Genomic DNA, 22775 nt, shown 5'->3' on the forward strand with positions numbered 1-22775 from the left:
GCCTAGGGACGGCATCCTCCGGGGATGGCTCACATCCTCCTCACACCACCGCTGCCGCCACCGCCCTCGACCGCCAGGCAAACCCCAGCACCATCAACAACCCCAGCCCCGCCATTGCCGCTCCAGCCAGGGAAATCGCCGGATAACCCAACCCGGCGTTGATCACCGCGCCGCCCAGTGCCGCACCAATCGCGTTGCCGAAGTTGAAGGCGCCAATGTTCACCGCCGAGGCCAGGTTGGGGGCGTCCTTGGCGGCTTCCATCACGCGCATCTGCAGCGGCGGTACCAGGGCGAAGCTGGCGATGCCCCATATCAGGATGGCCACGGCAGCTGGCAACGGCCAGCGCATCAGTACGGTGAACGCCAGCAAGACGGCAATCAGCACGCTCAACGATACGATCAGGGTACGATCTATCGAGCGGTCGGCAGCCTTGCCACCCCACATGTTGCCCAGTGTGAGCCCCACGCCGAACAGCACCAGCATCGCGGTGATGTAGGCGGTGGACGCGTGGGTCTCGCTGCTGAGGATCGGCGCGATGTAGGTGAAGACGGTAAACATGGCACCCGAGCCGACGACGGTGAGGGCCAACGCACCCAGCACCGGGCCACGGCCCAGTACGCGAATTTCGGCCATTACTCCGACGCTTGGCGGCGCCTTCAGGTTGGGCAGGGCGAACCACAATGCGGCCATGGCCACCACGCCGAGGCCGGTAATGCCCCAGAACGCGGTGCGCCAACCGAACAGTTCGCCAAACCAGGCAGCCAGCGGCACACCGCCGATGGTCGCCAGGGTGAGGCCCATAAACATTGCCGCCACCGCGCCGGCGCGTTTCTCTGGGGCGACCACGCTGGCGGCGACGATGGAGCCCACGCCAAAAAACGCGCCGTGGTTCAGTGAGGTCACCACCCTGGCGACCATGAGGCTGTAGTAATCGGTCGCCAGGGCTGACATCAGATTGCCCAGGGTGAAAATCGCCATAAGCCCTATCAGCAGGTAGCGCCGGGGAATCCTGCCGGTGGTCAGGGTCATCAGTGGCGCGCCGAGCAGTACGCCCAGGGCGTAAGCGCTCACCAACAGGCCCGCAGCAGGAATCGAAACGCCGAGGTCCGCCGCGATGCTCGGCAACATGCCCATGGGGGCGAACTCGGTAACGCCAATGCCAAAGGCACCCATGGCGAGTGCAACGAGGGGTGGATTGATACGCATGAAAGGCTCCTTATCTATGCCGCCAATGCTACGATCCAGCCTTCTGAGGCGGTAGATAGCATTTTTGGCAATCACCTTTGCTTAAGAGGCACAAATGGACTTCAACGGCAGATCCGGTGAAATGCTTGTGTTCGCCAGCGTGGCGCAGGAGGGCAGCCTCTCGGCGGCCGCCCGTGCATTGGGGCTGACACCCTCGGCGGTCAGCCGGATCATCGCGCGTACCGAACTACGCCTTGGCACCCGGCTGCTGTTGCGCACCACTCGCGCGATCATCTTCACCGCCGAGGGCGAGGCGTTCCTGCGCGGTGCCCGACGTATCCTGGCGGACATGAACGAGATGGAAGAGGCCATCGCCGACCAGGGCGTGCCGAGGGGCCGATTACGGGTCAGCGCTGCCCTTGGCCATGGGCGGCAGACCATCGTTCCCTTGGTGGCGGCATTCAGCGCGCAGTACCCGAACATCGTCGTCGACCTCAACCTTGGCGACGAAGTGGTCGACATTCTTGGCGGCCAAGCCGACGTAGCAATACGCTTTGGCCATCTGCCCGACAGCCCGCTGACCGCACGCAGGCTCGGCGACACCGGTGAGGTCGTGGTGGCATCGCCCGAGTATCTAGAGCGCCACGGCACCCCCCAGGAACCGGAAGACCTGCTCCGCCACAACTGCCTGGGTTTCAACTTCCGGCGTGCCGAGCCCAACTGGCCGTTCATCCGCGACGGGAAAGAATTTTCCCTGAAGGTCAGCGGCAACATCGAATGCAGCAGCGGTGAAGCGCTGGCACAACTTGCGCGAGTCGGTGCCGGCATTGCGCGTATCGGCGAGTTCACCGTAAACGAGGATCTGCAGCGCGGCGACCTGATACCACTGCTGCAAGCCTGGAACCCCGGCGACCGGGAACCGATTCATGCGGTGTTCGTAGGCGGCTCGGCAATGCCTGCGCGGGTGCGGTTGTTTGTGGACTTTTTGCTGGAACATCATCGGATCTAGGCGGTGGTGGCAGATCAGCTTTCCGGGGGAGGGGGCGCGGAGGGGGCAAGTAGTGAAAAACGCGGTAGTGTGGTCTGCCTGATGGGAGCAATGGGATGGGTGTCTGGCCTGCAGGTTGTGAATGGGCTTGATTGGTTGAAGGCTATTTGTGGGGGGCGGCTTGCGACCGAGGCTGTGTAAAAACGTTTTTGAGCGCGCCAGGTGCTCAAAACCGGACTGGAAATCGCGTTTCTACGCGAAATCCACATCTGCAGACGTGCCAATAAATTTCAGATTTAACGTAGGCGCGCGCACTTCAATTTTGGCGAAGCGTTTTTACACACTCTGGGCCGATTGCAGCCGTTCGTGACAGGCAACAATCGGCCAAGCGCTCATGATGTCTTCCGTTAAACATCAAAAATCCAGTGTGCTCGCTATGAGGCCAGCGCTTCCATTGATATCGGCTGACACCACGCCATCGCGAGCGGGCTCGCTCCCACAGGGGGCATTGCTGTTTGGGGGATTGCGCTCCGTCAGGGACTGCGCCGACATGGGAGCAGGCATTTTCCTGCGTTTCACCCATCGCTGGCGTCGATAGTCGCCATCGCGCCAATAAAGATCTAATACAAAATCCCCGGCGTAGCATCTTGTCGATGCTCGTCTGCGGTAGCCTAGGGTGGGGTTCAGCGTGTCAGGTCTGATCAACTGCAGAGTGAGCGGACACGGCTGAACGCCCCGTAACCTCATATTAGTGCTGAGCCGCGTTTACATTCGAGGCTTTCACCTAAGCCGCGGATCATTTCCATCAAGGCCTTCACCCGCATTGGCAAATTTCCGGCCGGGTACACCGCGTGCATCTGTGGGCTCTCACCGTTGCTGGAGGTGAGCTTGTACTCAGGACAAACCCGAAACAGGCGTCCCGCATCCACTTCGGGCTCCGCCATCCAATCTGCCAAGCGGGCGATCCCGACGCCCGCCAGGGCTGCCTGGAATACCGCCAGGCCGGAGCTGAAACGAAATTTTGGATGCACCCGAAAGCTGATGGCCTGCTCTTCACTGCGAAAATTCCACTCCTTGAGAATCCGTGGCGCCGTATGCAGGATCAGCGAATGCGACTCCAGTGCCTCGATGGAGTCGGGCATGCCGTTGCGCTCCAGGTAGTCGGGGCTGGCATACAGATAACGTGAGTAACTCCAGAGCGCAAAGCCGATCAAGTCGCTGGATTGTGGGAAGGCACCGCGAATCGAGAAGTCCAGCTTGCTCTTGGCCGGGTCGATGATCTCATCGGTGAAAATCACATCGATGTTAACGTCCGGATAACGCTCGCAGTACTGTGCGATCAACCGGGGCAATACCCCGTGTCCGAGAACCTCGGGGGCGGAAAAACGGATCCAGCCAGAGGCCAGGCCGCTGAGACCGGCCAGGTCTTCATCCACCTCACGTTGCAGATCGAGCATTTTGTGCGCGTGGGGCAATAAGCATTCACCCGCTTCGGTCAAGGTCACGGCATTGGACGAGCGATGGAACAACTTGAGCCCCACACTTTCCTCCAGGGCTTGAACGGCACGGGTCAGTGCGCTGGGGGAGCGCCCCAGAGTCCGTGCCGCGGCGACGAAGCTGCGCTTGCGAGCCACGGTCGCGAAGGCTTCAAGTTCCCCCAACATATTCAACGCCACTCTCCACCTCATTGCATTTTTCACAACGCGGCATTGCAACACAAAAAAGGTCCTTCCGTTAACCTTCCCGTTCAACCCACAAGGATGGGGCAAACAGGAGCGCAAGGACGTGTCGAAGCTGGAAGAAGTAATCGGGAAAGCCGCAGCGGGTGTTGATGAAGTAATTCATGAATGGCAGGAACAAAATTCAGTGACGTCGACCCGACGGGAGATACCGCAAATTCATCTGTCGCTCGAAGAACAACGCACACTTCAGGCCGGTCTGGCATCGCTGGACGTGACCGATAGCGCCTCGGGTATCCGCCACATGCCGGTCCTGGGGTTGTTGCTGGAAAGTGTCCTGTGCACCGAGAAAATCCAGCAGCTGCGCAATTTTCCACAGGCCCCTGAGGTGGCGATGATCATCAGGGGGCTGCCGCTGGACCCGCAACTGCCCGCCACGCCCTATGACCTGGAGCCGGGTATCGAGAACGTGCCGACGCTGGCCGGGGCTATTTTGTCCGTGCTGCAAACTCTGCAAACCCATCCGCTGGCGTACGACGGTGAGAGCAACGACACAGTGTTCCGTCACGTATCGCCCAAGCATAAGCGAGAGACCGAAAAGAGTTCCTATGGCTCGCGCGCGGATCTGGACATGCATGTCGACAACCCTCACTTGCCTTTGACCTGCGAACCCGTCTCGCAGTTGTCGGCCTGTCCGGAGTACCTGTCCCTGACCGGCCTGCGCTGCGAGCTCGACGTGCCGACGCGCATCGTCGCAATTGACGAGGTGCTGGCCATTCTCCCGGCCTGCGTCGAAGAAGAATTGTCACGACCGAACTTCACCGTTCGCCGACCGGCCTCCTTCGGCAAACAGGGGAATGTGCTGGAAAACGTCCCCTTGCTGTACAGAAGCGCAAACGATGGCCTGTATTGCCGCTACAACAAAGCGAGTGTCGAAACGACCTGCGCCAATGCGCAGTTTGCCCTCCAGCTGTTCGCCGCCGCTGCCAATCATCCCGATGTCGTGCACCACATACTGCTGCAACCAGGGGACATGCTGATCTTCAAAAACCAGCAAACCCTGCATGCCCGGGATGGTTTTACACCCCGTTACGACGGCCGTGATCGCTGGATGTTACGTGTCTTCGGGGTCAATGATCCGGCACGCGTGGTGCCGCTGGACCCTCATCAACCCTACATAGTCAGAGCCTGATTTCATGGTCGATATTGTCATCCTTTGCGTGTTCGCCTTCGCCGCCGGCCTGATCGATGCGGCGGTGGGCGGCGGCGGACTGATCCAGATTCCCGCGCTGTTCAACGTGCTACCCAGCGCTCAACCGGCGGCGCTGCTGGGTACCAACAAGGTTGCGGCCGCCTGCGGCACGGCATTCGCGGCTCGGTCCTTCGTGCGTAAGGTGGTGATTGACTGGGGTCTTGTGATCCCCGCGGCCTGCGCGGCTTTTGTCATGGCCTTCTTCGGAGCCGCCACGGTGTCGTTCGTGCCCCAGTCGATGATCCGGCCGGCGGTGCTGGTGTTGATTGTACTGATGGCGATCTACACCTTCTGGAAAAAAGATTTCGGCGCCCTGCACAAACCCATGCGTATCGGTACCAAGGAAAAACTGCTGGCGATCGTCATCGGCGGTGCCATCGGTTTCTACGATGGTCTGTTCGGTCCCGGCACTGGCAGCTTCCTGATCTTCCTGTTTATCCGCTGCTTCGCCTTCGACTTTCTTCATGCCTCAGCATCGGCCAAGCTAGTGAACATCGCGACCAACGTAGCGGCACTGATGTTCTTCATTCCGACGGGTAACGTGCTCTACCTGATCGCAATCCCCATGGCGGCATTCAACATTCTGGGCGCGCTCACTGGCACCTGGCTGGCGGTTCATAAAGGCGTGCCCTTTGTCCGGGCTCTATTCCTGGTGTTGCTGGTGATTCTGATCAGCAAACTGTCCTACGACCTGCTCCTGTAAACCAGAGGAAAACTACATGCATCCCATGTTCGATCGCCTCGTGGCACTACTCGATGCCCGCTCAGCCTCCTACCGGGTGTTGATGCACGATGCCGAGGGCCAGTCGGCGCGCGTCGCCGAAATCCGTGGCACCGAGCCCGGCCAGGGCGCGAAGGCCATGCTTTGCTCCCTCAAGGGGCAGGCCGGACCCTATGCACTGGTGATACTGCCGGGCGACCAGAAGCTGGACATGAAGAAAGTCGGAGCGGCCCTGGGCGGCAAAAAAGCCGAACTGGTGAAGGCCGAAACCGCCATGGAACTGACCGGGTGCCGGATCGGCGCCATCCCTCCTTTTGTCTTCGATGAGCGGATTCAATTGATCGTCGATCCGGCCTTGACCACAAGCTACGCTGAAATAGCCTTCAACGCGGGGCGGCTGGATGCATCGATGGTGCTCGATACGCAGGATTATCTGGCGATTGCCATGCCTCGATTGCTGGATATCAGCCAGGCCTGAGCAGACGTTTTCACAACGCCGCACAAAAGAAAAAGGGGACGGATCTATATCAAGGCCTATGGCCTTCACCCAGCCTTTGCCGATACGAGTGTATTGAAGAGTGGATAGAGGGGCTGCGGTATGCAGGCCACGAGAGCTAACCGTGTTTGCTCAGTGATCTCAAACTGCACTGGCCGCTGCGTTGCCAGCCTCGTCGGAGTTGGTTCGATTTTTTAGCTTGCTGAAACGTTTCATCAAGTTTATAAAAATGGCACAACTCCAAGAAAGGCTGCCGCCATGACCCCGCTCAAACTCTTTGTTGCCCTCAGCGCACTGTCCGCTGCCTCCCACGCCATGGCTTGGGATTACGTTCTGCTCGACACCGACAAAGCTGCCCAGAACTGGCAGATCACCAGTCAGCAACTCGGACTAAAAACCGACAAACCCTTCAGCGTTACCCTGCGCACCCTGCACGGCGGTCGGCAGGAGGGCGTCAGCATCGTCGAAATCGATAACGGCACGCTGAAACTCTCGGTAGTGCCGACTCGCGGAATGAACGTCTTGCAGGCCTCGGTCGGCAATGTGCGCATGGGCTGGGATTCGCCGGTCAAGGAAGTGGTCAATCCGTCCTTCATCGAGCTCAATGGCCGCGGTGGTCTGGGCTGGTTGGAAGGTTTCAATGAGCTGGTCACCCGCTGCGGATACGAATGGGTCGGCCACCCAGGCATCGACAACGGCGAACTGCTGACCCTGCACGGTCGGGCCGCCAACATTCCTGCGAACAAAGTCACCCTGCATATCGATGAAAAACCACCGTACGCCATCACCCTACGTGGCGAACTGAAAGAGCAGGCGTTCAAGAAGGTCGATTTCTCGGTCGCGACCGAACTGGTCACCGAACCCGGCAGCGTCGTGTTCACCCTCAACGACACCCTGACTAACAACGGCGACTATCCGAAGGAATACCAGGCGCTGTATCACAGCAACTTCAGCACCCCGTTCCTGGAGCAGGGCGCTCGTTTTGCCGCGCCGGTGAAACAGGTGTCGCCGTTCAACGACAAGGCCAAGGGCGATCTGCCCGACTGGCAAACCTACCGCGCACCGACCAGGGACTACGACGAAACGGTTTACAACGTGGTGCCGTATGCCGATGCCAAGGGTGACACGTTGACCGTGTTGCACAACAAGGCCGGCAGCCTGGGCGTTTCGGTCGGCTTCAACACCCAGACACTGCCCGTGTTTTCCCTGTGGAAAAACACCGATACCCAAGGCCAGGGCTATGTCACGGGGCTGGAGCCGGGGACAAGTTTTTCCTACAACCGCCGTTATCAGCGGCCACTGAACCTGGTACCGACAATTGGGCCCAAGGAACACAAGCAGTTCCGCATCAGCTACAGCTTGTTGGCGGATAAGGCGGCGGTGGATAAGGCCTTGAAGCAGGTGAGGGCGATTCAGGATGGGCGGGAGACTGAGGTGCGGCAGACGCCGTTGGTTGATCTGAGCAAGGGGTGAGACCGGCTGGAGCATTGTCGGCTCTTGGCCGATTCTGTTGAAAAAGTCGACTTCGTGTTGGCACCGAAGTCGAATTGACCCAGTTGCCGAAATATTGCTGACCCGGTCTGCCGCCTCGAAAACCATTGCCCTTAATGGATTATTAACCTGGCAAATAAATAGGGCATATTAGATAATCTGTCTCCATGAAAATAGATGCCCGCAAACTCAGCCCCCAAGAACAACGTGAAAAGCGCTCCACGGCCCTACGCATGCGTGAGCAGGGTTACACCTACAAGGCTATTGGCGAAGCGGTTGGTGTTCACCCCCGCACTATTGCTCACTGGGCGCAGGTCGCAGAACATAAAGGCGAAAAGGCTGCCATTGCCGGCGGCCAGCGTGGTGTGCGCCAGGGTGATCGCCGCAGTTTGAGCTCCAGCCAGGAAGTGCTGATTCGCACCTTGATGACCGATAAGATGCCCGACCAACTCAAGCTCGGCTTTGCGCTCTGGACGCGTGATGCGGTGCGAGAACTGATCCGCCAGCGCTGTGGTTTTCTCATGCCGGTTCGAACGGTTGGTGAATATCTCAAGCGTTGGGGCTACACCCCGCAGCGCCCACTGCATCGGGCTTATCAGCAGAAACCTGAAGTGGTTCAGCACTGGCTGGATAATGAATATCCACGCATCGCACAGCGGGCCAAGGCTGAGAATGGTGAGATTCAGTGGGGCGACGAAACCGGTATGCGCAGTGACAGCCATGCTGGCCGCAGCTACGCCCCTATTGGCGAAACGCCGGTGCGCCTGGTCAGCGGCAGTCGTTTTTCCACCAACATGATTTCCACCGTGACCAATCGGGGCAAACTGCGCTTCATGCTGTATCGGGAAACGCTGACAGCCCCAGTGCTGATTCGCTTCCTGAGCCGCCTGATTCGCGATGCTCAGGGCCGCAAGGTGTTCCTGATTCTCGACAACCTGCGCGTACACCACAGCAAAAAGGTGAGCGCCTGGGTTGGCGACCGCAAAGAGCAAATCGAACTGTTCTTCTTGCCGGCCTACGCCCCGGAGTTGAACCCTGACGAGTATTTGAATTGTGATTTGAAACATCAGGTCCGCACGGGCTTGCCGGCGCGTAATCAGGACGAACTGGAAAGGCGTGTTCGCTCGGTCATGAGACGATTGCAATTACGCCCTCAAAGAATCCGTTCTTATTTCCGGCATCCACGTATCGCCTACGCAGCATGATTTGGTGTATTTGATTGCCGGGTTAATAGTACCGATAGGGAGGTGGGTCAATTCTGTGTTGGCATTCATAGACAAACTATATTGCTGGTAACCAGCATTGCCTGCGTGAACGCCCGCAGCGATAGGTGGCGTTGACGAAATGGGGTAAAGATGGGGCTTCAATTAGCAATGATCTGAAGGAGACAGCATGCTTATCCGACGTTCATCCATCGCCGCCGCGCTCGCGTGTTCATTCTTATCCTGTACCGCGCTCGCTACGGATTTGGCCCCCCAGTTGCTGAAAAAAGCCGAGGCCGAACAAAAAGCCTATCTTGCCACCGTCAAAGAGCTGGTGGACATTGATACCGGAACCGGCCATGGGCTCGGCCTGAAAACTGTCAGCGCGATGTTAGTTGAGCGGCTCAAGGGGTTGGGTGCTGAAGTCACCACGACACCTGCGACCCCCTCCGCGGGCGACAACATCGTGGGCACGCTCAAAGGCACTGGCAGCAAGAACTTTCTGCTGATGGTCCACTACGACACGGTGTTCGGGCCAGGTACAGCGGCGAAACGCCCATTCAAGCTCGACGGCGAGCGCGCCTATGGTCCCGGTGTTGCTGACGCCAAAGGTGGCGTCGCGATGATTCTGCATTCATTGCAGATACTGCAGGATCAGAAGTTCAAGGATTTCGGTACCCTAACAGTGCTGTTCAATCCCGATGAAGAAACCGGCTCTGCGGGTTCGAAAAAAATCATCGCCGAGCTCGCTCGCAAGCAGGACTATGTGTTCTCGTACGAGCCACCGGACAGGGACGCGGTAACCGTCGCTACCAACGGCATAAACGGCGTGTTTCTCGACGTGAAGGGCAAGTCTTCGCATGCTGGTTCTGCCCCTGAAGCCGGGCACAATGCGGCCATGGAGCTCGCGCACCAGATGTTGCAACTCAAGGACCTTGGCGATCCGGCCAAAGGCACCACGGTCAACTGGACGTTGATAAAAGGCGGCGAGAAACGCAACATCATTCCTTCCAGCGCCTCGGCCGAGGCTGATATGCGTTACGCCGATCTGAGTGAAACTGACCGCGTACTCGCCGACGCCCAACGCATCGCTGCGAATAAACTCATCGAGGGCACTGAAGTGACATTGCGCCTGGAAAAGGGTCGCCCACCGCTGGCCAAGAATCCGGGCTCCGAACAACTGGCGAAAGCCGCACAAGCGCTTTACAAAAAAATAGGCCGCAACATTGAGCCTATCGCCATGCGCTTTGGCACCGATGCGGGCTACGCATATATGCCAGGGAGCGCGAAACCGGCTGTGCTGGAGACGATGGGTGTCGTCGGTGCCGGATTGCACGCCGATGACGAATACATCGAGCTGTCGAGCATTGCTCCGAGGCTTTACCTTACGGTGGCACTGATCACCCAGCTGTCCGGCGCTGACGTAGCACCGTAACTACGACGGTTTCCGCAGCCACAGGCGACAAAATGCTTGTGGCCGGTCGGGAAGCTCCGTTTTTGGCAAAGACGAATGCCCAACGACCTACCAGAGTGCGATGTCGTAGGTGAGGTAGAGGCGGTTGCTGTCACGGCCCCGGGAGAACTCGGAGCGGTAGACGTAGTTGCGCATGCGCATGCCCAGGCCCTTGAACGTGCCGGTTTGCACAACATAGGCCAGCTCGGCGTCACGCTCCCATTCCTTGACCGTGCTCGTGGACTTGCCGTCATTGCCACTCAGGTAGCGCGTGGAGAAGGTCAGGCCCGGCACGCCAGCGGCGGCGAAGTTGTAGCCGTAGTTGAGCATCCAGGTGTTCTCATCTTCCTCGATGAACTTGCCGATACCGGCGTTGCTGAACGAGTACACGGTGGCGCCGCTGATGTAGGGCAAACCGGCATCGCCGCGCAGGGTCTGGTAGCCGCCGCCGAACGTATGGCCTGCGATCGCGTAGGACAATTGGCCGCTGAGCATGTCATTGTCGATTTTGCCGGCGTAGGCCGAGCCGCCATCAACGCTGTTGAAGTAACGCAGGTCGCCGGTCAGCACGCCTCCGGCCAACGGCAGGTCGTGCTGGATGCCGGCGAAATTCTGTCGGTAAAAGTTTTCCAGTTCACCGTAGAAATAGCTCAGCCGGGTGTTCTTGCCCCATTTGTATTCAGCACCGGCGTAGTTGAAATCCCCTGATTTTTCGCCGCTGTAGCCATCCGGCACGATCGGTACGCTGTCGCTGGAGTCGCGTAATTTGAAACGGTCCAGGTGCCCACCGGTGACGGTCAGGTTCTCGATGTCGTTGCTGCTGACCTGGGTGCCCTGGTAGGTCTGGGGCAGCAAGCGTGCGTCGTTGTAAATCAGCACCGGCGTCTTGGGCAGCAAGGTGCCGTACTTGACGATGGTTTTGGCGAACCTGGCTTTTGCGGTGGCACCGGCACTGGCAAATTCACCGGCTGCGCGGCCGTCATCGTGAACCGGCAGAAGCCCCGTGCCGCTGCGCCCGCGGCCTGAGTCGAGTTTCACGCCATAGAGCCCCAGGGCATCCATGCCCAGGCCGAAGGTGCCGGCGGTGAACCCGGACTGATAGTCCAGCAGGAATCCCTGGGCCCACTCGGTGCGCTCGCTTTTGGCCGTTCTCGCGGCGCGTGCGCTCATGCCGTGCTCATCGCGAAAGTTCTCGTTGAAATACACATTGCGCAGTTGCAGCTTGAGTTTGCTGTCGTCAATAAAGCCTCCGGCATTGGCACCGGCGAGGGGGACCAGGCCGAACGCGCAAAAAAGGGCCCGACGGGAATACATAGGGTTCATGGCAAACGTCTCATTGTTGTTATTCGGGGTGCAGGGCAACACGCGCCCCGTGAGCGAGGCGCGTTGAACGGCAGCAGGAAGATGAATCAGGTAAACAGGCTGATGGCCCCGGTCAGCAAGGCCAGGGCGGTAACGACCAGGGAGGTCAGCACCGCCCATTTGACGGTGGCTTTCTGGAAGTCGCCGATGTCACGGTCGACCATGCCCACCAGCAACAGGGTCGAGGCGACCAGTGGGCTCATCAGGTGCACCGGTTGCCCGAGGATCGAGGCCCGCGCGATTTCCACCGGGTCGATGCCGTATGCCGCGGCGGCATTGGCCAGGATCGGTACCACGCCAAAGTAGTAGGCGTCGTTGGACAGCACGAAGGTCAGCGGCATGCTGGTGATCGCAACCACCAGCGGGAACAGGTGGCCCCAGGAGGGTGGGATCCAGTCGACCAGGGTCTGCGCCAGGGCGTCGACCATCTTGGTGCCGGAAAAAATCCCGGCAAAGATCCCTGCGGCAAATACCAGCAGCACCACCGTCATGGCATTGCCCGAGTGCGCCAGGATGCGTTCTTTCTGAATGTCCAATTGCGGATAGTTGATCATCAGCGCGAGCACAAAGCCGATCAGGAACAGGATCGCCGAATGCATCAGGCCCAGGACCAGGGCGATCATCACTGCAATCACCAGCACCAGGTTGACGTAGGCCAGCTTCGGACGCTTGTGAGGGGTGTCCTCAAGAATCGCGTTGATGTAGCAATCGCCGCCACCGCTTTGCAGTTGCACGTTGCCGATACGCTTGCGCTCGGCTCGCCCCAGCAGGAAGGCGGTGAAGACCACCCACATGGCGCCGCCGATCATGGTCGGCAGCAACGGCACGAAGTATTCCCCGGCATCCAGACCCAGCGCGGCGATGGCCCGTGTCGCGGGGCCGCCCCAAGGGGTCATGCCGCTCATGATGCTCAACGACAGCATGGCGATGGTCGCCAGGATCATCGGGTTCATGCCGATGCGTTTATACAGCGGCAACATCGCCGCGCAGGTAATCATGTAGGTGGTGGTGCCGTCGCCGTCGAGCGCGACCAGCAAGGACAGCAGGGCCGTGCCCACCGCGATTTTCATCGGGTCGCCATTGACACGCTTGAGGATCTTGCGGATCAGCGGGTCGAACAACCCTGCATCGATCATCAGGCCAAAGAACAGGATGGCAAACAGCAGCAACGCGGCAGACGGTGCAACCATTTTCAGGCCGTCGAGCATCATTTTGCCGGTGGTGCCGCCGAAACCGCCAATCACGGCGAAGACGATAGGCACCACGGTGAGCGCGACGATTGGCGACAAGCGCTTGGTCATGATGAGGAAGGTGAATACGACCACCATGGCCAAGCCAAGGAAAGCGAGCATAGGACGATTCTCTTGTTGTTATCGTAAGAATGGCTGACGCCGAGGCGCACGAGCCCTGACCCGCCGGGCGGCACAATGGCGCCTGGCGGGGAGGGGGGCAGTCAAGTCAGGTGTTTGCGGTTTGCGCTAGACGCGTTTGGCGACCTTCAGGTCTTCCCAGGCTGTTGCCTCATCGGGTTTTGCGTCGAGCATCCGCGTCAGCGTTTCGCGGTGGCAGGCATTTTCAGACATCGAAATCACCACGGTCGCGACCGCGTTACTGGCCAGGCTGGTCAGGGCCCGCGCTTCAGACATGAAGCGGTCAACGCCGATCAGCAACGCCAGGCCGGCCAGCGGGATGTCGTGAATGACCGTCAGGGTCGAGGCCAGTGCCACGAACCCGCTGCCGGTCACGCCGGCCGCGCCTTTGGAGGACAGCAGCATGATCGCCAGCATGGTGATGATTTGCGTAAAGCTCAGGTCAATGTTGCAGGCCTGGGCAATGAAAATCGCCGCCAATGACAGGTAGATGGCCGTGCCGTCCAAGTTGAACGAGTAGCCTGTGGGCAGTACCAGGCCCACGACGCCTTTTTTGCAACCCAGTGCTTCGAGTTTCTCCAACATGCGCGGCATGACGGGTTCCGTGGAAGAGGTGCCGAGTACCACCAGGAACTCTTCGCGCAAGTAGCGCAGCAGTTTCCACAGGCTGAAACCGTTGGCCCGGCAAATACTGCCCAATACGACGAACACGAAGAAGCCGCAGGCGATGTACAAGGTCATGATCAGTTTCGCCAGCGAACCCAGCGAAGTGATGCCGTACTGGCCGACGGTGAACGCCAAGGCGCCAAAGGCGCCGATCGGAGCAAAACGCATCAGGTAAGCGAAGATCTTGAACACCATCTGCGAAGCCGATTCGAGCACGTCGAGTACTGGCTTGCCGCGCTCGCCCAGGGATGACAGGGCGAAGCCGGACAACACCGCGATAAACAGCACCGGCAGTACTTCCCCTTTACTGAAGGCACCGATAAAAGTGTCCGGGATGATGTGCATGAAAAACTCCACAACCCCAAGCTTCGCAGCCGACTCCGTGTACTGGGCCAAGCCCTTGGTGCTCAGTTGGCTGGGATCGATGTTCATGCCGGCACCCGGCTGGAACACGTACACCGCCACCAGGCCGATCACCAGGCTGATCACCGTGAGGCCGAAAAACAGCAGCATGGTTTTGCTGAGCAGGCGGCCGAGCGAGCGTTTGTCGCTCATCCCGGCGATGCCGGTGACGATGGTGCAGAACACCACGGGAGCAATCATCATTTTGATGAGCTTGATGAACGCATCACCCAGTGGTTTGAGCGCGATGGCCTGCTGAGCCCAGAAATGCCCAACCATGATGCCCAGCACCACGGCGCAGAGAACCTGGAAGTAGAGCGATTTAACAACTTTCATGGCATCACCCATTTTTAGAATTGTGCGGATGCAAAAGCGCCAACGACCACCGGAATTACCCGGCCAGGCGTTGAGCGTTTGTGGCGTAGACATAACCAGAGAAAAGCCTGCGCGCAGTGCGTACTACGGACGCTTGAATTGTCTCATCGTTGACGCCGGTGTAGGACAATACGACATCAATCCCGCCGCTCGGATGTTCGATACGTACCGCTTCAAGGCGCGGCGTACTGATCCCGCCGAGCATCTGCGCGACGATGCTGCCCTCTATCACGCACGCGGTGGCCAACCCAATCGAGCCGGTAATGGCCAGGGCGCGGTGGCAGTTATGTGGCATGAAATAGCGAACCTGGATCGTACCGCCGGCTTTGGCGGGCGAGACCAGCACCGGCTTTGGAATCACTTTGTCGCTGACATCACCCAGGCCCATGGCGAGGCCTGCCTTAAGCCGCAATGACTCAAGGCGCCGCAGGAAGTCTTTATCGGCGTCCAGTTCTGCCGGGCTTTCATCGCCACGCTTGCCCAGTTGACTGGCCTCGATCAGCACCATGGGCATGGCCATATCAATGCAGGTCACTGCAATGCCGTCGATCACGTCTTGCCTATTGCCGGTAGGGAAAAGCTTGCCGGTCTTGCTGCCAGCCGCATCGAGGAACGTCAGTTGCACCGGCGCTGCCGTACCCGGCACACCATCGATGGCGGTGTCGCCCTCGTAACTGACCTTGGCATCCGGTGTGTATACGTCGGCGTTGATAAAGGTCCCTGTGTTTACGTTGCGAATGCGCACACGGGTGCGGCCCGGTGTGCCTTTGACCAGGCCCTGTTCGATGGCGAACGGGCCGACGGCGCACAGCATGTTGCCGCAGTTGGGCGCGCTGTCGACCCGGCGTTGCGAAACCATCACTTGAACGAACAGGTAGTCAACGTCTGCGTCCGGGTGCAGCGAAGGGCTGACAATCGCCACCTTGCTGGTTTGGGGGCTGCCACCGCCGATTCCGTCGATCTCCAGCTCGTGGCCGGAGCCCATCAGGTTGAGCAGCAGTTCGTCACGGGCCTCAATGGCTGCCGGTAAGTCCCAGTCGAGAAAAACCGGGCCTTTAGAGGTGCCACCGCGCATAAGCACACAGGGAATTCTTTGCATGATGCTGACTCTTGTTAATCAATCGACGCAATTGATGTTCTTGGGACAAGAGTCTCAAGCTTTAAAAAATCTATCAAATGCAAATATTGAAGAGATTATTGCGTTTTGCGAATGATAAATTTACGCTGGGTTTTCTTCTGGTGCCTGCTGCTGATGAGATAAGACATGGACTATGAGCTGAACGACATTCGATCTTTCGTGAAAATTGCCGAACTTGGCAGTTTTCACGAAGCAGCTGATGCCTTGCATCTGTCTCAACCTGCACTCAGTCGGCGGATAAAAAAGCTGGAGGAGGGGTTGGGCACCTCTTTACTGGATCGCACCACACGCAAGGTCAGCCTCACGAGCGTCGGCCGCGACTTTCTTCCTAAGGCGCGTCGGTTGCTGGATGACTTCGATGAGTCGATTCTCAATATCCGTGAACTGGCCGAGCGCCAGATTGGCCGGGTAACCCTGGCGTGTATCCCAACTGCCGCATTCTATTTCTTGCCTTCAGTCATTCGGCTGTACAACGAGCGCTACCCAAAAATCCGCATCCGTCTGCTGGATTTGAGTGCCAATGAGGGGCTTGAAGCGGTACTGCGGGGGGAAGCCGACTTCGGTATCAACATGATGAGTGGGCAGCATCCGGACATTGAGTTCGTGCCATTGGTCAGCGAACCTTTTGTACTGGCGTGCCGGCGCGATCATGAGTTGGCTGGGCGCAGTGCGGTCACTTGGTCTGAACTAAGCGATTACCGTCTTATTGGGGTAGGGCGCCTGAGCGGGAACCGCATGCTGCTCGATCATGCCCTTTCTGGGTTGAGTTGGCGGCCGCAATGGTTCTACGAAGTGCAGCATCTCTCCACTTCTCTGGGCCTGGTGGAGGCCGGCCTGGGGGTTTCGGCGATGCCGAGCCTGTCCATGCCGGCGGAAGATCATCCCACCTTGGTCAGCGTCCCGTTGATCGAACCGGTTGTGAACCGCTCTTTGGGCTTGGTCTACCGCCGCGGATCATCACTTTCGCCAGCGGCGGAAAAATTCGTCTCGATATTGCTTGAGCAATGGCCGCAATAGGCAGTAAACGGCTGAGTTTGGCCGATTGCTGCCTGCCGTGGACGACCGTTTAACCCCAAGCCCGACTGGATTGCAAACGGCTTCCTGCAACCATCAAGTCCAGATTCTGCACCGCCGCTCCAGCGGCTCCCTTCCCAAGATTGTCAAACACCGCAGCCAACAAAACCTGCCCCGTCTCATCATTTTCACACACCACCAAGCGCAATCTGTCCGTCCCGTTAAGCGCTTGAGGATCAAGGTGCGTCAACTCTTTAGACTCTTGCATCGACATCACCTGTACATGCTCCGCACCGATGTAGTGCTGCATAAGGCACGCATGCAACTGCAGCGCATCCACGCCCGGCGCTAACAACCGAAGTTGCAACGGTATGGTCAGCACGATCCCCTGACGAAAAGCCCCATAGGCCGGCACAAACATCGGCCGTTCCGTCAGACCGCTTTGCTGCTGAATTTCTGGAATATGTTTGTGTGCCAGCCCCAGGCCATAAACCTGAAACGACGGCGCCTGTGATGCGCCTTCTCCCTCATGCTCTTGCACGCCGACGCGGCCTTTTCCGGAATAGCCCGACACCGCATGAATGTTCGTCGGGAAGTCCCTGGGCAGCAACCCGGCCTCCAGCAATGGGCGCAGCAACCCTATCGCTCCCGTGGGATAGCAACCGGGGTTGCTGACCCGCCGCGCCAGGGCGATGTGTTGGGCCTGCTGTGAGTTCATCTCCGCAAAACCATAGGTCCAGTCTGGATGAGTGCGGTGCGCCGAACTCGCATCGATCACCCGAACGGCGGGGTTTTCGATGCTCGCTACGGCGTCGCGTGCGGCTTGGTCGGGCAAGCAGAGAATCGCGATGTCGCAGGCGTTGATGATTTCGGCGCGACGTTGCGGGTCCTTGCGGTGTTCGGGGCTGAGCGTGATGAGCCGCAGATCGGTCCGGTCGCGTAGACGTTGATGGATTTGCAACCCGGTGGTGCCTTGGTCGCCGTCGATGAATACAAGGGGGCTTGCCATGGAATGCTCTCGGACATAGGAAATCAGGAGTTCCAATCTTCAGCGCGGGGTTAAGATAGGAAAAGTTGAATTTCCAAACTATGAAATTCAGTTTTTCTGAAGGATGAGTGATCATGCGCGAAATCAGCCTGGACCGTCTGCGCACGTTGGTGGCCATTGCCGACCTGGGTTCGTTTGCCGAGGCGGCCCGTGCGTTACACCTGGCGCCCCCCACGGTGAGTTTGCATATCGCCGACCTGGAGTCGCGGGTTGGCGGCAAGCTGTTGTCGCGCACGCGTGGGCGCGTGCAGCCTACGGCGATAGGAGGAACCCTGGTGGACCGCGCGCGGCGCCTGTTGGCGGATGCCGAGCAGGCGCTTGAGGATGTGGAGCGTCAGGTGCAGGGCCTGGCCGGGCGTGTGCGGCTGGGTGCCTCCACAGGGGCTATCGCGCAATTGTTGCCGCAAGCGTTGGAGACCTTGAGCCAACGCCATCCCGCTATCGATGTGCAGGTCGCGGTCCTCACGTCGCAGGAAACCTTGAAGAAGCTCGCCGAGGGCTCTTTGGAGATCGGTCTGGTCGCGCTGCCACAGACCCCGGTGAAGGCATTGCGGATCGAACCATGGCGGCGGGACCCGGTCATGGCTTTCTTGCCGGCACGCTGGGAATGCCCGGAGGTTGTGAGCCCTGGTTGGCTGGCCGCTCAGCCATTGATTCTGAATGACAACACTACTCGGCTTTCGCGCTTGACCTCGGAGTGGTTCGCCAGTGATGGACGCCAGCCCACGCCGCGTATTCAACTGAACTACAACGATGCGATCAAAAGCCTGGTGGCGGCCGGTTACGGCGCGACGTTGTTGCCCCATGAAGCCTCCACACCATTGCCCGATACCCGGATCGTCATGCGGCCATTACAGCCTTTATTGTGGCGTCAACTCGGTATTGCCCACCGTGGTGGGGACGTCGAGCGGCCGACGCAGCATGTGCTGGATGTGTTGTGGGGGTTGAGCGCGGGCTAGGGCGATGTTGTCAGAGAAAGGAGCGCTTTCGAGCTATCGCTGACGTTGGCGACAGTCAGCCCGGCCTCTATTTCTCGCGCCTGTCAGAAACCGGAGGTGACTAACCGTTCATCGGGATTGAGTGATGTCATGACGACATCATCCAAATATATCTGTACAAGAGTTGTACAGGAATAAATTCTTGTACAAGTATCGCTGGCCAGGAAACAACGCCGCTACTCGTTGCCGATGAACAAAAGAATACCTGCGCAGGATGCGGACCAGGGGCGAATACATACCCTTGCAGGTGTCCCTTAATTGCTCCTCTCATTACGCAGGTACATCATGCCATCGCACACTCTCCGGTTCTCTACACGCACCAGTCTCTATGCCGGCTATGCCAGCCTGGTCGCGTTTATGTTGCTGATCGCCGCGATCTCGCTGTACGCCCTGGCTAACAGCAATAAGGATTTTTTTCTCTACGTTAATGGGGTTGATGCACGTACCCGCCTGGCCAACACACTGAACGACGCCGCCGCCCAGCGCGCGATTGCCCTGCGTAACATCGCCTTGAACAGCAATGTCACTGCGAGAGGACAGCAGCGGGGCGCGATTGCCCTTAACGAACAAACGGTGGCCAGCAGCCTCGCCGCGCTACGCCAGGCAATTGATAGCCATGATGATGTGTCGCCCAGATCACGTGAGCTGTTCTCAACCATCGAGCAGGTCGAGAGCCGCTACAAACCGGTAGCGCACACCATTGCCGAACACCTGTTCAAGGGTGAAAACGATGAGGCCATGCGCATGGTCAGCGAGCAGTGCACACCATTGCTGGCCGAGCTGACCCGGGCAATTGGTGAATACCTGCGCTACACCAACCAGAAGGCAGACCTGCAGGTCAGCGAAAATGACGCAAATTATCTGTCACAACGCAACCTGCTGCTCGCCATTACGGCGCTGGCCGTCTTGCTAGCAGCGGTACTGGGCTACGTCATCAGCCGCAACCTGCTGCGCGCACTGGGTGCCGAACCGAGTGAACTCAACCAGCTCGCCCAGCGGGTTGCCCAGGGCGATTTGCGCGCTAGCGAGCGCACGATTGAGCCACCACAAGCCAGCATCATGGCCGCCTTGCTGAGCATGCAGGAGAACCTGCGGGACATGACCAAGGGCATAAACCTGTCCTCACAGACCGTGGCCGAATCCAGCCAGGAGCTTAGCCAGTCGAGCCTGAGAAACGCCGAAAGCGTGGCCGTGGCACAGTGCGAGGTCGAGCAGATCGTCACCGCCGTTCACCAAATGGCCGCCACCGTGCAGGATGTCGCGCGCAATGCCGAATCCGCCGCCAGTGCCGCCAGCGAGGCCGATAGCGCGGCTCTGTACAGCCAGCAGAAGGCCAAAGATGCCGTGAACATGATCGGCGAACTGGCCGAGACAATCGAACAGTCCAATATGGCCATGGGTCGGCTGAAGAATGAAACCGGCAATATCGGCGGCGTGCTTGAAGTGATCAAGTCGGTGGCCGACCAGACCAACCTGCTGGCGCTCAACGCTGCCATCGAGGCTGCCCGTGCTGGTGAGGCCGGACGCGGCTTCGCGGTGGTAGCCGACGAGGTGCGCAGCCTGGCACAGCGTACCCAGAAGGCCACCTCAGAGATTGAGGGGCTGATCGCCAGTCTGCAGAAAATTGCCGATGAGACCTCGCAGCATATGCAACGCTGCAAGCACTCCAGTGCGCAGTCGGTGTCCGGTGTTTCCGAGGCCGGTGACGCGGTAAGCACGATCGTCACCATGATCGAGCGGATCAACGGCATGAACCATCAAATCGCCGCTGCCGCCGAGCAGCAGAGTACCGTTGCCGAGCAGATCAGCCGGGGCATCGTGACCGTCAGCGAAAGCGCCGAGCAATCCGCTGCAGCCTTCCGCAGCGCTCAGCAGGAAAGCGAAGGATTGGCACGCACCAGCGTGACATTGCGAGAGAACATCTCGCGCTTTCAGCTCTAGGGGCTGTTGCCGTTTCATCGCTAGCCGCGTTGCTGCGAGAAATGGCTCCCTAGCAATGATCATTGAGTTGCACTCGGAAAGCTGGCCCACATCCAACTCATCATTGGGAACCCAGCTTACTGCCCAGTTCAGACTGAGCGTTCAACCCGTTGCGGGTATATGGGCTCGCAATGGTGGCTGCGAGTGTATAGGCGTCGTAAACATCGCGGGCGATGGGGCCCCAGCACGCCCAGGCGTGGCGCGAGTGGAACGACGCTCATCACTCGGAATATTTCTGATCCGAAGAGCGTCTTCAAGGACCTCCTTAAAAATCGGTGCCGCAATAGCTCCCCCGAAATAGCCTCCGGCAGTGGGTTCATCTACGATTATGGCCATTATGAATTCCGGCGCGTTGGCCGGAGCGATACCTACGAACATGGCTCTATATTTATTGTTTTGATATCCGCCGCTGGATGCCTTGCGTGACGTGCCGCTTTTGCCTGCAATTGTGTAACCGTCGATGGCTGCGCGCTTTCCACCTGCTCCAGGGCCATCCACGGCCTGCACCATCATGCTTAGAACACTGTTGGCGACCTCCGGACTTATGACGTTGCGTGCCGGCTTTGCCTCGCCTTTGATTATTGATAGTGGAACTAGATTCCCGTCATTCGCAAAGACGGTATAGGCTTGAGCCAGTTGTGCCAAGTTGACAGACAAGCTGTATCCGTATGAGAGGCTCGCTGTAGCAATGTCGGACCACACCCGGTTGACTGGAACCGTCCCGACGCTTTCTCCGGGGAAGTAGATAGCTGTGTTGATTCCGAATCCCAACTCAGTAAGCAATTGCGAGATGACTGCGCCACCTGTCGGAATCGCAACCTTGCTCATGCCAACATTTGAAGAGCGGCGGATAATTCCCGCCAAATCCAATTGGCTGTCTCTGCCTACATCCCTGATGGTATATCCATTTATCTTTACGAATCCTGGTGCTATTTGAATAATGGCGTCTTTGTCAATTATTTTAGCCGTCAGAACGGCTGCCATACTGAATGGTTTTATCACTGAGCCGGGCTCATACACATCAGTGAAAACGCGATTTCGAATAAGCTCCGCGTTGAAGCTTTTGCGTGCATTGGGATTAAAGGAGGGCATTGTAGAGAGTGCTAATATCTCACCTGTTTTAGCGTGTATAAGGATCGCACTTGCAGACTTGGCTGCATTTTTCATGAGGGCTTTCAGTAGTGCTTTTTCAACGTAATGTTGAAGTGTGGAGTCAATCGTCAAATGCAGATTGTCTCCCGGAGTAAAGGGTTTGTGCACAACGATTTCACGAGTGGCTCGCTTGTGTAGGTTTAACGTGTGCTCTTCTATGCCAGGCAGGCCAGAAAGTTTATGGTTATACATTAATTCGATACCTTCGATACCTTTCTGGTCAATATTGGTGAAGCCTATTGACTGAGCAAGCATCGAGGATTGAGGGTAGTATCTCTTGTATTCCTGGCGTTCATAAACGCCAGGAATAGATAGTTCCATTATCGTGTTCGCCAGCTGGGGATCAATCCTTCTGGCCAAATAGGCAAAGGATTTGTTTTGAGTGTTTAGTGTTAGGTTTTTTGTTAGTGATTCATTGATGTCAAGATGTTCTTTGAGTAAGGCTGCTTGCTGATTTGTTGGGTCAAACTGTTTAGGGTTTACCCACAAGGTGCTCACCGGTGTGGAAACTGCCAGCGGCTGACTGAATCTGTCGAATATAGTCCCGCGAACGGGGATCGTTTCAATCATTCGCGTTGTTCGTTTGCGGCCTTCGCTGGCCAGGAATTCATGGGAAAAAATCATCAGGTAAGTTACTTTGGCCGCAAGAACCATTGATAGTGTATAAAAAACAGCTAAGACAATGGCGAATCTTGGGTTTGTCGCTAGGGGCTTCACACGGCACATCCTGTTGTATACGTTCAAAACAGGACCAGCCTAACTAAATTATTCGTGCTTCGCTCTGTAATATTAAGAAATGTCT

General features: G+C 58.2%; 18 protein-coding genes. 10 read left to right on the plus strand and 8 right to left on the minus strand.

Annotated elements, in window-relative coordinates; translation table 11 throughout:
- Positions 1-40: 40 nt before the first annotated feature.
- Positions 41-1207, minus strand: a complete 1167-nt coding sequence (locus K1X80_RS13765; RefSeq protein WP_186625929.1) for an MFS transporter — start codon at positions 1205-1207, stop codon at positions 41-43.
- 94 nt (positions 1208-1301) lie between these two features.
- Between K1X80_RS13765 and K1X80_RS13770 the strand changes: the two genes are divergently transcribed.
- Positions 1302-2195 (plus strand): LysR substrate-binding domain-containing protein, encoded by an 894-nt coding sequence (locus K1X80_RS13770; RefSeq protein WP_057438414.1) that lies wholly within the window; start codon positions 1302-1304, stop codon positions 2193-2195.
- A gap of 722 nt (positions 2196-2917) precedes the next feature.
- Here the strand turns inward: K1X80_RS13770 and K1X80_RS13775 are convergent.
- Complete coding sequence (locus tag K1X80_RS13775) at positions 2918-3850, minus strand: LysR family transcriptional regulator (protein ID WP_057959721.1); 933 nt, start codon at positions 3848-3850, stop codon at positions 2918-2920.
- 109 nt (positions 3851-3959) lie between these two features.
- On the opposite strand from K1X80_RS13775, the gene K1X80_RS13780 reads away from it, so the two are divergent.
- The 6 genes from K1X80_RS13780 to K1X80_RS13805 all read left to right on the plus strand — a co-directional run bounded on the left by K1X80_RS13780 (position 3960) and on the right by K1X80_RS13805 (position 10450).
- Positions 3960-5045 carry a TauD/TfdA family dioxygenase gene (locus tag K1X80_RS13780; RefSeq protein WP_057959720.1) on the plus strand — a complete coding sequence of 362 codons (1086 nt, stop codon included), beginning with the start codon at positions 3960-3962 and terminating at the stop codon, positions 5043-5045.
- Positions 5046-5049: 4 nt separating this feature from the next.
- Positions 5050-5808, plus strand: a complete 759-nt coding sequence (locus K1X80_RS13785) for a TSUP family transporter (protein ID WP_032859412.1) — start codon at positions 5050-5052, stop codon at positions 5806-5808.
- A 16-nt stretch (positions 5809-5824) separates the two neighbouring features.
- Complete coding sequence (locus K1X80_RS13790) at positions 5825-6304, plus strand: YbaK/prolyl-tRNA synthetase associated domain-containing protein (protein ID WP_200661114.1); 480 nt, start codon at positions 5825-5827, stop codon at positions 6302-6304.
- A 276-nt stretch (positions 6305-6580) separates the two neighbouring features.
- The gene (locus tag K1X80_RS13795) at positions 6581-7795 is read left to right on the plus strand and encodes an aldose 1-epimerase family protein (protein WP_220172205.1); all 1215 of its coding nucleotides are present in this window, start codon (positions 6581-6583) and stop codon (positions 7793-7795) included.
- A gap of 185 nt (positions 7796-7980) precedes the next feature.
- Positions 7981-9018 (plus strand): IS630-like element ISPa47 family transposase, encoded by a 1038-nt coding sequence (locus K1X80_RS13800; RefSeq protein WP_013982509.1) that lies wholly within the window; start codon positions 7981-7983, stop codon positions 9016-9018.
- A 187-nt stretch (positions 9019-9205) separates the two neighbouring features.
- Complete coding sequence (locus K1X80_RS13805; protein ID WP_220172206.1) at positions 9206-10450, plus strand: M20/M25/M40 family metallo-hydrolase; 1245 nt, start codon at positions 9206-9208, stop codon at positions 10448-10450.
- An 87-nt stretch (positions 10451-10537) separates the two neighbouring features.
- On the opposite strand, the gene K1X80_RS13810 is transcribed toward K1X80_RS13805, so the two are convergent.
- The 4 genes from K1X80_RS13810 to K1X80_RS13825 form a co-directional block, all read right to left on the minus strand.
- Positions 10538-11791 (minus strand): OprD family porin, encoded by a 1254-nt coding sequence (locus K1X80_RS13810; RefSeq protein ID WP_220172207.1) that lies wholly within the window; start codon positions 11789-11791, stop codon positions 10538-10540.
- An 86-nt stretch (positions 11792-11877) separates the two neighbouring features.
- Positions 11878-13182 carry a CitMHS family transporter gene (locus K1X80_RS13815; RefSeq protein ID WP_220172208.1) on the minus strand — a complete coding sequence of 435 codons (1305 nt, stop codon included), beginning with the start codon at positions 13180-13182 and terminating at the stop codon, positions 11878-11880.
- Between the two features lie 126 nt (positions 13183-13308).
- Positions 13309-14616 carry a dicarboxylate/amino acid:cation symporter gene (locus K1X80_RS13820; RefSeq protein WP_198817443.1) on the minus strand — a complete coding sequence of 436 codons (1308 nt, stop codon included), beginning with the start codon at positions 14614-14616 and terminating at the stop codon, positions 13309-13311.
- Between the two features lie 43 nt (positions 14617-14659).
- Positions 14660-15742, minus strand: a complete 1083-nt coding sequence (locus tag K1X80_RS13825) for a 4-oxalomesaconate tautomerase (RefSeq protein WP_057959716.1) — start codon at positions 15740-15742, stop codon at positions 14660-14662.
- A gap of 165 nt (positions 15743-15907) precedes the next feature.
- Here K1X80_RS13825 and K1X80_RS13830 point away from each other — a divergent pair, with 165 nt between their 5' ends.
- Positions 15908-16798 carry a LysR family transcriptional regulator gene (locus K1X80_RS13830; RefSeq protein WP_057438424.1) on the plus strand — a complete coding sequence of 297 codons (891 nt, stop codon included), beginning with the start codon at positions 15908-15910 and terminating at the stop codon, positions 16796-16798.
- 49 nt (positions 16799-16847) lie between these two features.
- Here the strand turns inward: K1X80_RS13830 and argC are convergent, their stop codons facing one another.
- Entirely contained in the window at positions 16848-17804 is a 957-nt protein-coding gene (gene argC, locus K1X80_RS13835; protein WP_220172209.1) for an N-acetyl-gamma-glutamyl-phosphate reductase, read from the minus strand.
- 113 nt (positions 17805-17917) lie between these two features.
- Here argC and K1X80_RS13840 point away from each other — a divergent pair, with 113 nt between their 5' ends.
- Together K1X80_RS13840 and K1X80_RS13845 are read left to right on the plus strand one after the other, a co-directional pair.
- Entirely contained in the window at positions 17918-18802 is an 885-nt protein-coding gene (locus K1X80_RS13840) for a LysR family transcriptional regulator (RefSeq protein ID WP_169960283.1), read from the plus strand.
- 324 nt (positions 18803-19126) lie between these two features.
- Complete coding sequence (locus K1X80_RS13845; protein WP_120733016.1) at positions 19127-20782, plus strand: methyl-accepting chemotaxis protein; 1656 nt, start codon at positions 19127-19129, stop codon at positions 20780-20782.
- Positions 20783-20923: 141 nt separating this feature from the next.
- Here the strand turns inward: K1X80_RS13845 and K1X80_RS13850 are convergent, their stop codons facing one another.
- The gene (locus tag K1X80_RS13850; protein WP_220172210.1) at positions 20924-22690 is read right to left on the minus strand and encodes a penicillin-binding protein 2; all 1767 of its coding nucleotides are present in this window, start codon (positions 22688-22690) and stop codon (positions 20924-20926) included.
- Positions 22691-22775 lie beyond the last annotated feature (85 nt).

The sequence above is a fragment of the Pseudomonas sp. So3.2b genome, assembly GCF_019464415.1.
Lineage (GTDB): Bacteria > Pseudomonadota > Gammaproteobacteria > Pseudomonadales > Pseudomonadaceae > Aquipseudomonas > Aquipseudomonas shahriarae.

Excerpts from the sequence above, each read along its gene's own strand:
- argC (WP_220172209.1), bottom strand. The coding sequence starts at position 17,804 with ATGGCAAGCCCCCTTGTATTCATCGACGGCGACCAAGGCACCACCGGG.
- K1X80_RS13845 (WP_120733016.1), top strand. The coding sequence starts at position 19,127 with ATGCCATCGCACACTCTCCGGTTCTCTACACGCACCAGTCTCTATGCC.
- K1X80_RS13770 (WP_057438414.1), top strand. The coding sequence starts at position 1,302 with ATGGACTTCAACGGCAGATCCGGTGAAATGCTTGTGTTCGCCAGCGTG.
- K1X80_RS13820 (WP_198817443.1), bottom strand. The coding sequence starts at position 14,616 with ATGGGTGATGCCATGAAAGTTGTTAAATCGCTCTACTTCCAGGTTCTC.
- K1X80_RS13810 (WP_220172207.1), bottom strand. The coding sequence starts at position 11,791 with ATGAACCCTATGTATTCCCGTCGGGCCCTTTTTTGCGCGTTCGGCCTG.
- K1X80_RS13815 (WP_220172208.1), bottom strand. The coding sequence starts at position 13,182 with ATGCTCGCTTTCCTTGGCTTGGCCATGGTGGTCGTATTCACCTTCCTC.
- K1X80_RS13825 (WP_057959716.1), bottom strand. The coding sequence starts at position 15,742 with ATGCAAAGAATTCCCTGTGTGCTTATGCGCGGTGGCACCTCTAAAGGC.
- K1X80_RS13800 (WP_013982509.1), top strand. The coding sequence starts at position 7,981 with ATGAAAATAGATGCCCGCAAACTCAGCCCCCAAGAACAACGTGAAAAG.
- K1X80_RS13765 (WP_186625929.1), bottom strand. The coding sequence starts at position 1,207 with ATGCGTATCAATCCACCCCTCGTTGCACTCGCCATGGGTGCCTTTGGC.
- K1X80_RS13785 (WP_032859412.1), top strand. The coding sequence starts at position 5,050 with ATGGTCGATATTGTCATCCTTTGCGTGTTCGCCTTCGCCGCCGGCCTG.
- K1X80_RS13840 (WP_169960283.1), top strand. The coding sequence starts at position 17,918 with ATGCGCGAAATCAGCCTGGACCGTCTGCGCACGTTGGTGGCCATTGCC.
- K1X80_RS13790 (WP_200661114.1), top strand. The coding sequence starts at position 5,825 with ATGCATCCCATGTTCGATCGCCTCGTGGCACTACTCGATGCCCGCTCA.
- K1X80_RS13795 (WP_220172205.1), top strand. The coding sequence starts at position 6,581 with ATGACCCCGCTCAAACTCTTTGTTGCCCTCAGCGCACTGTCCGCTGCC.
- K1X80_RS13805 (WP_220172206.1), top strand. The coding sequence starts at position 9,206 with ATGCTTATCCGACGTTCATCCATCGCCGCCGCGCTCGCGTGTTCATTC.
- K1X80_RS13830 (WP_057438424.1), top strand. The coding sequence starts at position 15,908 with ATGGACTATGAGCTGAACGACATTCGATCTTTCGTGAAAATTGCCGAA.